Source organism: Bradyrhizobium brasilense, from assembly GCF_029714345.1.
Lineage (GTDB): Bacteria > Pseudomonadota > Alphaproteobacteria > Rhizobiales > Xanthobacteraceae > Bradyrhizobium > Bradyrhizobium australafricanum.
On the sequence record NZ_CP121669.1, the window covers coordinates 5,873,680 to 5,885,143 of the forward strand.

The following is an 11,464-nucleotide window of genomic DNA, read 5'->3' on the forward strand; positions in this document are numbered from 1 at the left end:
ATCCAGAGCACTTCGAGCGAGCTCCGCGCTGTGTTGACGACTTGTTCGACCGTCCGATGCTCACCGCCACGCGCAACGTTTAAGCTCGTTTCGCGCGTGAATTCCCTGAGCGTGTGCTGAGAAATTCTGAGGATTACTCGATCTACCGGGGTCGCCGACTTGACAGAGCAAAGCCCAAAGGCCGTTCACGCGTCGAATGGATGGGAAGTCGATCTGGCCCGGCGCGAGTTGCGGTCCCGAGGCGCCTCCGTGCCGATTGGGAGCCGTGCATTCGAAATCCTCGAAATTCTGGCTCGATCGGGCGGCATGCTCGTCAGCAAGTACCACCTGATGGAGCGCGTATGGCCCGGCGCGGTCGTGGAGGAAAACACCCTCCAATTTCATATTTCGGCCATCCGAAAGGCGTTTGGCGCCGACCGCGGCCTGCTGAAGACGGTCGCCGGCCGTGGCTATCGCCTGCTGGGACGCTGGAACGTGCTGGAGGCGCCCGAGCCGGGACATCGGTTCGATAACGCCGAACGCGACCCGAAACCGCCATTTCGATCCAATGTGCCGATTGCAGCATCGGCTCTGATCGGCCGGAGCGAACCGCGCCAGCATCTGCTGGATGTCCTGTCGGCTTATCGTATCGTCACGCTGACCGGGCCAGGCGGGATCGGAAAAAGCGTACTGGCTCTCGAGGTTGCGCGCAGCATCTTTCCGACGCTTGGGGGCGATTGCTGGATCGTCGAGCTGGCCTCGCTGTCGGACCCGGCACTCGTGCCGGCCGCGGTTTCCGTCGCGCTGGGACTGAGGCTCGCGGGCAGCGTGATTTCCGCCGAATCCGTAGCCCGGGCTCTCGACAGAGAGAAGCTGCTGCTCGTGCTCGACAATTGCGAGCACCTCGTCGATGCCGCAGCCAAGCTTGCGGAAACGATCGTCCGTCTATGCCCGAATGTGTCCGTGCTTGCGACGAGCCGGGAAATCCTGAGAATCGAGGGCGAGTACGCCTATCGCGTTCCACCGCTCGACGTGCCACCTTCGCGCCAGGACGACGAGGATGTCATTCGCGGGTACAGCGCCGTTCAGCTGTTCAATGCCAGACTGATCGCCCTCGATGCCGGCTCGTCGGCAGGCCCTGGAAACCTGCCACTCATTGCCGCGGTCTGCCGGCACCTCGACGGCATTCCGCTCGCCATTGAGTTTGCGGCGGCGCGAGTCGCGACGCTGGGACTTCAGCAGACGACTGACCTTCTAGATGATCGCTTCAGTCTACTGACAGCAGGCCGCCGAACGGCTCTGCCGAGGCACCAGACCCTGCGTGCGGCGCTGGATTGGAGCTACGAATTGCTGCCGGAGGCCGAACGGTCCCTGTTGCGTCGGCTGGCAATTTGCGCCGGCGGGTTCACGCTCGAAGCGGCGTCCGCGGTCATGGGCGATCTCGGCGTGACGGCCACCATGGTTGCCGAGGGGATCGCAAGCCTGGCGGCCAAGTCGCTCGTATCGCTGGATGCATCGGCATCGTTCGGCCGCTGGCGACTGCTCGAGACAATTCGGGCCTATGCGCTCGACAAGCTGGCCGAGAGTGGTGAGGGCGAACTGGTTGCTCGTCGGCACGCGGAGTTCTATCGCGATCTGTTTGCGCTGGCCGCCGAGGGCCCATCCGTAGACTTCAATGATCTGCCCCGTTACGTTCGAGACATCGACAATATGCGAACGGCGCTGGAGTGGGCATTCTCTCGCGACTCGCAAGAAATCGACATCGGAATCGGACTTGCCGTCGCCGCCGGGCCCGTCCTGCTGGCAACGTCCATGCTGCCCGAATGCTATCGCTGGTCGGAGCAGGCGCTGCTGGTCCTCGACGACACCAGGCGCGGAACGTCTGATGAAATGCGTTTGCAGGCCGCCCTGGGCTATTCGCTGATGTTCACGCGCGGCGGCGGCAACGAGGCGCGCGCGGCTCTGGATAGAAGCCTTTCCATCGCCGAAGTTCGCGGCGAACTAACTTATCAAATGTGGTTGCTCAGCGCGCTGAACCTCTTCCACTTTCGAGGCGGCAATCGTGAGCTGACACTGCAATGCGCAAAGCGCAGTCTGGCAGTAGCCGAAGCCCTCGGCGACCCGGCCGCCTTCGCGTTGGCGCATTTCGTGCTGGGGAACTCACTTTATCTGACTGGCGATCTCAAGGGCGCCCAAGCGGAATTTGAGGCAGCGATAGAAAACCGGTCACGCGCACAGCGCGCCAGCAAGGTCTACTTCGGCTTTGACGTCGCCGCCCCGGCCGCCATGGGTTTGGCGAGCACACTATGCCTGCAGGGCTATCCGCGTCAGGCCACCAAACAAGCGGACCTCATCCTTGATGATGCCCGTCACATCAAGCACTCGATCACGTTGAGCTTGACTCTCATTCACGCCGTCTTGCTGTTCCTCTGGACGGGCGATCTGGAGACTGCCGAGAAGGTCACGGATTGGTATATCTCCAATGGCCGGGCCCATTCCCTGGCGCTACAGGTGTTGGTCGGGCGTGGTATCAAAGCGCTGCTGGCGATCAGCCGCGGCGATTCTCAAATCGGAGTCGATACCTTGCAGAATTGCGTGCAGGAGCTTCGCGCTGCACGGTACGGGATGATGGCTTCGCCATTCAATCTTTCGCTCACGGAAGGGCTCGCCGCGACCGGCCGATTTGACGAAGCCATGAGCGTGATCAATGACGGCATCCAATTGGTCGAGATGAACGGCGACCTCATCTATATGACCGAGTTGTTGCGGGTGAAAGGCGTTCTTCTTCTCTCAATGCCGCAGCCTGACGTCGAGGAAGCGGAAAGGCTCTTCGACCGTTCGCTCGAACTCAGTCGTCAACAAGGCGCGCGGGCGAGCGAACTGCGGACCACGGCCGACCTGGCAAAGCTCATGAGCGCTCAGGGACGACGCCAGGATGCCCGAGCTCTCCTGGAGCCAATGGTCGCAGGGTTCAAAGGTCAGGATACGGTAGATCTGGCCGCGGCGGAGCTCCTGCTGATGACTTTGCAGTAGGACGATCTCGGCCGTCGTGTTGTCCGCACTCTCGCTACCCCGCGCGCGACGACTTCCGCTCGCCGGTGACGGCGTTTTCGGCGGCCCGGTTCATCAGCGAGGCGTAGTCGTGGCCGAACAGCACCTCGCAGAAGCGGATCGCGGCCTTGACCTGCTGCTGGCGGAAGGCCCGGACCCGCGCGTCGCCGCCGCGCAGCGACTGCACCAGTCCTTCGGTCGACTGCTCGACATAATGTTGCAGGTCGGAGAAGGTCCGCAGCGTCACCTCGTTGATGGCGAGCTCGCTGGCGTAGGTCCGGCACACCGCGACGAAATCGATCAGGGCGGCGGCGTCCTCGACCTCGGACATATCGATCTTGGCGCCTGCCGTAATGTCCTTGTCGGCGCGCTGGCGCAGGATGCGGCGGACCCGGCCCGGCACGCTGTCGATCTCCGATTGCAGCGCATTGGAGGTATCGGCGCGCACCGAGGTGAGCTGGCGGCCCCAGGTGGAATCGTTGCGCAGATCAAGCTCGGTGCGCAGGCCGCGGACGCCGTCATGCAGGGTCTTGAGCTGCTCGCCGACATAATCGAAATGCCCGCGCCTGATGTCGGTGCGCAGGCAGGCCGCGACGAACGACAAATCATGCAGCGCGATGGTGACCGCGATGCCATACGGCGTTGCCGCGACGCGGAGCTCATCGTCCGAGGCCGCCATCTTGATGGCAAGACGGACGATCTGCCATGGCGCGGCGAGCCGCTGCGCGATCAGTGACAGCGCGAAGGGCAATAGCTGCGGCGTCTGCAGCGACGGCAGCTTGAGCGCCTCCGTCGCGGAGGCGATCTGGGAGTCGGCAAATACCCGGATCTGGCTCGGCAGCCGGCTTCCCAGGGTTTCCAGCGCTTCGCGGGCCTGCAGAACGAGGCCGATCGGCAGCAGGTCCTCGACAACGTTTGGCGGGCCGACGCGCGACAGCGCGCGCTGGCGGTCGTCCTGACTCGGCGCCGCGATCTTGAGGATGGCGTCCGCGGCCGCAAGCTGGAACTTGCGCGCGGCAGTCTCCATCGGACCGCTCTCCGTGGCCGCGGCCAACGCCGCCTCGAACGCGCGAGCCGCCTCGGGCGCGCCCTCGCGCGCCAGCCACTGCCAGATCGGCAGCAGCGAGGCGCGCCGGATCTGGCCCGCTCGCGTCGGGAAATTGGTCTCGGCGAGGAACGGCTCGAGCGGCCGGAACAGGAGCCGTGCCGGGTCGTCGCTGCGCGGCTGGATCTGCTCGTCCTCCTCGGCCCCGCGCACGACCTTGCGCAGCTGCTCCAGCACCAGATTGGCGACGGCGACGTCATCGCCGCGTTCGACGGCGCGCTCCAGCTCCCGCATCAGCAGCGCCTGCGATTGCGGCGGAAGCTGCGCGAGATAATCCCTCAGCCGCTCGGTCGATTTCTGGCTCATGCCCGGTCGTGAAAGCTTGGTGCCCGGCAAGCGCCGCAGCCCGTCCGCCCGCAATGATAGCGGCGGGCCCGTTAAGAAGGCGTTATCTGAATAATTTGACGGATCAATAGCTTAGAGTTCCTAACGCACACAAGGCACGATTGAAATGATTGAGGAAATCGCCAAGCGCCTAATTCCATCCCCTGTCCGATCTCAGCAGGGATCGCCGACCTTGTGCTGGGTGGCGAAAGCGGTTGCGCCGCTGATCCGCTCGCAACTTATGCGCACAGCTAAACGGACAGAGACGCCATGGGCCGATCGCCGATGGACAGGATGATCGATGGCGGGAGGTCGTGCAGCAGCCGTGGCTTCCCAGCGCTATCGCGACGCAGGCGTCAATCCGGACATGGTTGTCCGGCGGCGCCCCAGATAGCCACGTCCTTAACGTGATCCTCAAATGTCCCCGGCGGGGTCGTACGGCCCGCCCCGGGTGCCCACCCGCGCGGGATGAAGCCGTCGAGCGATGCATCGTGCCTGAGATGCTCGAGCAGACCAACGGCGTCGCGGCCACCGTTGCGTTTGGGGTCCCTAAGCTGCGCGCAGATCTCCGCGCCACTCTTGCCGAACCAAATGAATTCGACGGGGGCGAGTTGCCAGTCGATGCCGGCGCGAGGCGGCGACGGTGCCGGCTCGTTAGCCTGGGTCGAAGTCATGTGACAGGTCGCGCAGGCGATCTTCTCGGCGCCAATGCGACTGTCGCCGCCGTGGACGTTCATGCCGTGGACGCGAGGCCTGGATTCACCTGCCGGCGTCCAGATCGGAATGGCCTTGGCATCGACGTGACAATTCGCACATCGCGGATGTGTCACGACAGCCTCAATGCGTTTCCAGGCCTCCAACCCGTCGGTGCGGCTTACACTGCCGGCCGGCAAGGCATCCTTGTTGGCTTCGTCCTTGGCTGCAACAATTCCGGTCAGGACAGCCGTTGCCGAAGCGGCAAGAGCGAGCATCATCAGAGATCTCTTCATGGCCCGCCTCACACGAAATCGATGAACTTGTTGAACGGCATTTCGCGGATGCGCTGTCCGGTCGCCGCGAAGATCGCGTTTGCGAGCGCGGGTGCGGCCGGCGGGACCGGCGGCTCTCCGACGCCCCTCACTTTAGGATCGTTCTCAAGCCCGCGGACTTCGATCACGGGACACTGGTAGATTCGCATCGCTTCGTGATGATTGTAATTGGTCTGCTGCACCGCGCCCTTTGCGTAAGTGAGTTCGCAGTTGATGGCATGGCCAAGCCCCCAGATGACGCCGCCCTGCACCTGGTTCTCGAAATTGACGGGATCGACGACCTTGCCGACATCGACGGCGACCCACACCTTATCGATCCTGATGCCTCTGTCCGTCTTCGTCACTTCGACTACTTCCGCAGTCGGCGTGCCGAAAGCCTCGACAAAGGCGACGCCGCGGCCTCGGCCGTTTCCGAGCGGTCCTTTCCAATCCGACATCTCCGCGACCGTCTCCAGCACCTTCCGGTACGTCGGCACATTGCACATCGCGATGCGCGCCTTCATGGGATCGAGGCCCGCGGCGTGGATCAGCTCGTCGATGAAGCTCTCGGTGAAGAAGCCCGCGGTTGAAGCGCCGACCGATCGCCATGTGGTGCTCGGCGACAATCCTTGCGCCTCGTAGCTCGTGCCCCGGAAATTGGGGATGTCGTAATAAACGTTCCACAGACCCGCGGCCAACTGCCCGTCGGGATCCTTCGACGGGATGCCCGAGCGCTCGAGCAGTCCCTTGAGCGGAGTCGTCGAGGCCAGTTGCAGATCGACGGCAACGATCTTGCCGTTGTCAACGCTGCCTTTGTGCCTGGCGATTGCAATCTGCCGCGGAATGTCCTGGAGAAAATCCTCTTCGCGCGAGAAGACGAGCTTGATCGGCGTGCCGCGCATCTGGTTTGCGATCTCTGCCAAGACGCGAACGTTCTCATACTCGAGACGGTGCCCGAAGCTTCCGCCCGTCCATTGATTGTGGAAGGTGACCTGTTCCGGCTTCAGGCCGATCGCACCCGCCGCGATATTCTGCACGAATTGCGGGCTCTGATGACCGACCCAGATTTCCATCCCCTTGTCGGAGACAAGCCCGATTCCGTTGAGAGGCTCGAGCGGCTGATGCGCCAGATAGGGTGCGCGATATTCGGCCTCGACGCGCGTGCCGGTCTTCAGCCCGGCCTCGATATCGCCGATCTTGCGCCACTCCTTGCCGAGGAATTCGGGCTTGAACGAAGTTTCCAGTACCTTCCAATGGTCGGCCTGCTCGGCAGGATACACTGAGGGCGCCCACTCGCAATCGATCGCGGCGACTGCCTTCATCGCATACCAGCTATTCGTGGCAATCACCGCAACGCCATTTTTGATTTCGAGGATCTTCTTGACCCCCGGCATCGCGCGCGCCTTGCTAGCGTCATACGATTTCAGCGGCTGCCCCTTGTTGGGGTTCAGCTTGACGGAGGCATAGAGCATGCCGTCCATCCTCATATCGATGCCGAATTTCAGCTCGCCCATAACCTTCGAGCGAACATCGAGACGTGTCATGGGCTTGCCCAGGAACCGCCATTGTGACGGATCGCGCGGCTTTGCATCGATCACGGGCGCTATCTTCGCGGCATCTGCCGCGAGTTCGAGATAGGCAATCTTCTTCCCGTCCGGCAAGATCACATGGCCGGACTGTGTGCGGAGGTCGGCGACGGCAACACCCGCACGTTTGGCTGCGGCGGCCTTCAGCGTCTCGCGCGCGACCGCGCCGGCGACCCGTAGCTTTTGATAGGTGTCCGGAATCGTACTTGAGCCGCCAGTCATTTGCAGACCGGCTTTTCTAAGATATTCGAGCGTGGCAGCGCGCGCTTCTTCGGCGGCCGGGCTTTGGTCGGCGGCCACGAACGGCGCGAACTCGTCTGCAAAACCGGTGTTGAAGTATGCAGGACTGGGGCCGGCGAACCGGATCTCGAACTGGCCAGGATCCAGATCCATCTCTTCGGCGATCATGATCGGTTGCACCGAGCCGACGCCCTGGCCGATGTCGGCATGTTGCGCAATGAGTGTGATTTTCGTTGGGCTGATTTCGACCCAAGGGTTGAAGGTGACGGAATTCGGTTCGAGGCCGGCGGTCAACGGATTGTCACTCGCCGTCGCGGCTTGCACAGCATCGCTGTACAGGCCGAAGGCGATGCCGCCGGCTACCGCGGCGGAGCCAAAAACGAATGCGCGGCGCGAATAATGCTGAGGTGCCATCTCACTTCTCCGCCATCTTCTTCGCGGCCGCCGCGTGGATTGCAGCCCGAATACGCGGATAGGTCCCGCAACGGCAGAGATTGCCGGACATCACCTCGTTGATATCTTCGTCGGTCGGCTGCGCGATCAGATCAAGCAGCGAGATAGCCTGCATGATTTGGCCGGTCTGACAGTAACCGCACTGCGGAACTTGATGTTCGATCCAGGCCTGCAGAACGGGATGTTGGTCCCGCTTTTCCAACCCTTCGAGTGTGACGACCGACTTGCCTGCAATCTCGCCGATATGCGCCTGGCAAGATCGGACCGCCATGCCATCGATCTGGACGGTGCAGGCGCCACATTGCGCAACTCCGCAGCCGTATTTGGGGCTTGTGATCCCGAGTTCGTCGCGCAGCACCCACAGCAAAGGCATCTCGGGGACAACGTCGACCTGGTGCTTGGTCCCATTGACCGTGAGCTCAATCATGGTGTCCTCGCAGGCTTCAGCCCTGACAAAGATGAAACGGTAACCGACGCTCGTTACACTGCCAAGCACACTGATTGGGCAGCCATGTGCCATCACGTCGCGCCCGACAATGTGTGAGGCAGCACAAGGCGTACGCTTAGACGAGACCGGTCACGGACCGTTCAGCGGGCGAGCAACTTCCTCGCCATGAGCTCACGGTGACTAGCAATTGCACACCCATCCATCGGCTCGCTGCTGCGCGGCGGTCCGTATGACTACACCGCCGGCAGCGTGAGCTCGGCGCGCAGGCCGCCGATCGGCGCGTTGTTCAGGGCGAGATTGCCGCCGTAGAGGCCGGCGAGATCGGTTACGATCGACAGGCCGAGACCGGAGCCGGGTTTTGACTCGTCGAGCCGCTGGCCGCGCCGCGACACCTGGGCACGCTCGGCTTCCGACAGGCCGCGCCCGTCGTCGTCGACCACAATGCGCAGCCTCGGCCCGGCGCCCGAGGCCTCGGGCGGGACCACGGTCACCTCGACGAACACCTGCGAAGCCGCCCATTTGCAGGCGTTGTCGACGAGATTGCCGACCATCTCCTCCAGATCCTGCCGCTCGCCGCGAAACCGTGCCGCCGGATCGGCCTTTGCCTCGATCGAAAGATCGCGATCGCGATGGATCTTCTCCATGGTCCGGCGCAGCGCCTCGATCACGGGTGCGACGTCGGTGATGGTGCTGACGATGGTGGCACGGGCGGCGATCCGCGCGCGCTCAAGATGGTGCGCGACCTGGTCCCGCATCAGATCGGCCTGCTCCAGCACCTTGCTGGCGAAAGGATCGGCGGTATGCGCGGCCGCCTCGTTCACGATCACCGACAGCGGCGTCTTGATCGCATGGGCGAGATTGCCGACATGGGTGCGCGAGCGCTCGACGATCTCCCGGTTGGCATCGATCAGCGCATTGGTCTCGCGCGCCAGCGGTGCGATCTCGACTGGAAACCGGCCCTCCAGCCGCTCGGCGCGGCCGGAGCGGATGTCGGCAATCGCATCCGAAATGCGCTTGAGCGGCGCAAGGCCGTAGCGCACCTGGAAGATCGTGGTCAGCAGCAGCACAATGCCGAGCGCGGCGAAGGTGCCGCCGAGATAATAGTCGAAGCTGCGCGTCTCATCGAAGATCTCGGTGGCATCGCCGGCGACGCTGACCAGGAACTTGCCGTCGGCGCCGAGATCGACCGGCCGCTCCACCACACGCAGGCTCTGGCCTTCGGGCCCGTCGACATAGCCGAGCCGGACCCCGGCGGCGGTCAGCTCGGCGCCGTGCTCCTCGAGCTTGGGCAATTTCTTGTCCCACAGCGAGCGCGAGGCGCGGGTCTCGCCCTTCTCGGTATCAGTCCGGGTGATCTGCCAGTACCAGCCCGACAATGGCAGGTCGAACAGCGGCTCGCCGAGCGACTGAAACTGGCGGTCCGCCGGCTCGTCCGGCGTCGCCACCTCGGCGATCAGGGTGCGCAGATAGAGATTGAGCCGCCGGTCGAAGGCGCGCTCGGTCGCGTCGCGATAGACCGACGACAGGATGACGCCCGTGATCGCCAGGATCACCACCACCCAGGCGGTCGCCGAGACGAACAGGCGTGTCGCGAGTGAGGTGCCGCCCATCAGGGCACGAGCTCGAACATCACGTCAGCGGGCCGCGACAAGGCGAGTTCAGACATGGCGAATCCAGTCCTCCTGGCGCGGATCATGCCAATGCCCGCATCGCGATCAAGCACCTTAAGAGCATGATCCGATTGAATAGGACATGCTCTTATCCCGTTGTTTGGTCCGCGCTTTCTTCACGCGAACGAACCGGCATCCATTTCGCTCGAAAATGGTTTAGGTCGGCGGCGACAGCATGTAGCCGAGGCCGCGAACGGTCTGGATGATATCGACTTCCAGCTTCTTGCGAATGCGCCCGACGAACACCTCGATCGTGTTGGAGTCGCGGTCGAAGTCCTGGTCGTAGAGATGCTCGACCAGTTCGGTGCGCGAGACCACCCGCCCGGTGTGGTGCATCAGATAGTCGAGCAGATTGTACTCGTGCGAGGTCAGCTTGATCGGATTGCCGTTGACGGTGACCCGCTTGGTGCGGGTGTTCAACGCCACCGGCCCGCAGTTCAGTTCGACCTGGGCATGCCCGGTCGCGCGGCGCAGCAGCGCGCGGATCCGCGCCAGCACCTCCTCGAGGTGGAAGGGCTTGGCGACATAGTCGTCGGCGCCGGCGTCGAAGCCCTGAACCTTGTCGCTCCAGCGATCACGTGCGGTGAGGATCAGCACCGGCATCACCCGCTTGTTCCGCCGCCAGGCCTCGAGCACCGAGATACCGTCCATTTTCGGCAGGCCGATGTCCAGCACCACCGCGTCGTACGGCTCGCTATCACCAAGGAAATGCCCCTCCTCGCCGTCGAACGCGCGATCGACCACATAGCCGGCGTCCGTCAGCGCGGTGGTGAGCTGGCGGTTCAGATCCGGATCATCCTCAACGACGAGCAGACGCACTTTGGCCTCCGAGAGTGAGCATTACGACATTCCGGCACCAAATGAGGCTTCCGGCCGTGAACGGCTTATGAATGGACCCGCAAGGCGCCGCTAATTTTTTCGTCAGGTGCACCATCCCGGGAACCCGCGCAAGCACCCCTGGTTCCCTACATGAGATGCGCGCGAAGTGAGATTGGGTTTCAGTCTAAGGTATTTTAATACCTAAACTTGAAAGCGATTGTTGCTGGCAACCTTCCGGCGGACCGGAGCGCGGACAACATGTCGGGTCATTTGCAGTCGACCGGCAAGTTAACCTTCGACGACCATTTTCATGTCGCTGACACCGGCGATGCGCTAATTCAACCGCGGCGCGCCCAGCGCATATGGACCGGGAAGAACGCGTTGCTTGTTTCAAAGATACGGAGGTTCGGCGTGATTGCAGGCTGGCTTGCGCTTGCGTTCATCGCCTTCGTGACACTGTCCCCGATCCAGGACCGTCCCTCGCTATTCCATCCACAGATCGAGCATTTCGCTGCTTTCGCCGTGATGGCGCTGGCCTTCGTGCTGGGCTACCCGCGGCGCACCGCGCTGATCGTGCTCCTTGTCATCTTCAGCGCGTTCACGCTCGAAGCGATGCAATTCCTGACACCGGACCGTCACGGCCGCCTGATCGACGCGATCGTCAAGGTGGCGGGAGGTCTCGTCGGCATCGGCGTCGGTCGCTTCATGCTGCTCGTGCTGCGCAACCAGCTCGGCCGGCTGAGGTCGGGCGTGGAGCAGTCCGCGAACTGAGCGGCCGGCGC

Annotated in this window: 8 protein-coding genes; 2 read left to right on the forward strand and 6 right to left on the reverse strand. The window is 63.2% G+C overall.

Annotated elements, in window-relative coordinates; all coding sequences use genetic code 11:
* Positions 1-306: 306 nt before the first annotated feature.
* Positions 307-3,012, forward strand: coding sequence for an ATP-binding protein (locus QA635_RS27640; protein WP_283062579.1), 2,706 nt, complete (start codon positions 307-309; stop codon positions 3,010-3,012).
* 34 nt (positions 3,013-3,046) lie between these two features.
* On the opposite strand, the gene QA635_RS27645 is transcribed toward QA635_RS27640, so the two are convergent.
* The 6 genes from QA635_RS27645 to QA635_RS27670 form a co-directional block, all read right to left on the reverse strand.
* On the reverse strand, positions 3,047-4,441 hold the full coding sequence (locus tag QA635_RS27645) for a hypothetical protein (RefSeq protein ID WP_283062580.1): 1,395 nt from the start codon (positions 4,439-4,441) through the stop codon (positions 3,047-3,049).
* Between the two features lie 374 nt (positions 4,442-4,815).
* Positions 4,816-5,433, reverse strand: coding sequence for a hypothetical protein (locus QA635_RS27650; RefSeq protein ID WP_283062581.1), 618 nt, complete (start codon positions 5,431-5,433; stop codon positions 4,816-4,818).
* 23 nt (positions 5,434-5,456) lie between these two features.
* Positions 5,457-7,706, reverse strand: coding sequence for a xanthine dehydrogenase family protein molybdopterin-binding subunit (locus QA635_RS27655; protein WP_283062583.1), 2,250 nt, complete (start codon positions 7,704-7,706; stop codon positions 5,457-5,459).
* Between the two features lies 1 nt (position 7,707).
* Positions 7,708-8,172 (reverse strand): (2Fe-2S)-binding protein, encoded by a 465-nt coding sequence (locus QA635_RS27660; protein WP_167350174.1) that lies wholly within the window; start codon positions 8,170-8,172, stop codon positions 7,708-7,710.
* Between the two features lie 254 nt (positions 8,173-8,426).
* A complete protein-coding gene (locus tag QA635_RS27665) occupies positions 8,427-9,803 on the reverse strand; it encodes a sensor histidine kinase (protein ID WP_283062588.1) in 1,377 nt (458 codons plus the stop codon).
* A gap of 216 nt (positions 9,804-10,019) precedes the next feature.
* Positions 10,020-10,682: a response regulator transcription factor gene (locus QA635_RS27670; protein WP_016841655.1), complete on the reverse strand. Its 663-nt coding sequence runs from the start codon at positions 10,680-10,682 to the stop codon at positions 10,020-10,022.
* 411 nt (positions 10,683-11,093) lie between these two features.
* Here QA635_RS27670 and QA635_RS27675 point away from each other — a divergent pair, with 411 nt between their 5' ends.
* Positions 11,094-11,453 (forward strand): VanZ family protein, encoded by a 360-nt coding sequence (locus QA635_RS27675; protein ID WP_176936750.1) that lies wholly within the window; start codon positions 11,094-11,096, stop codon positions 11,451-11,453.
* Positions 11,454-11,464: the final 11 nt, after the last annotated feature.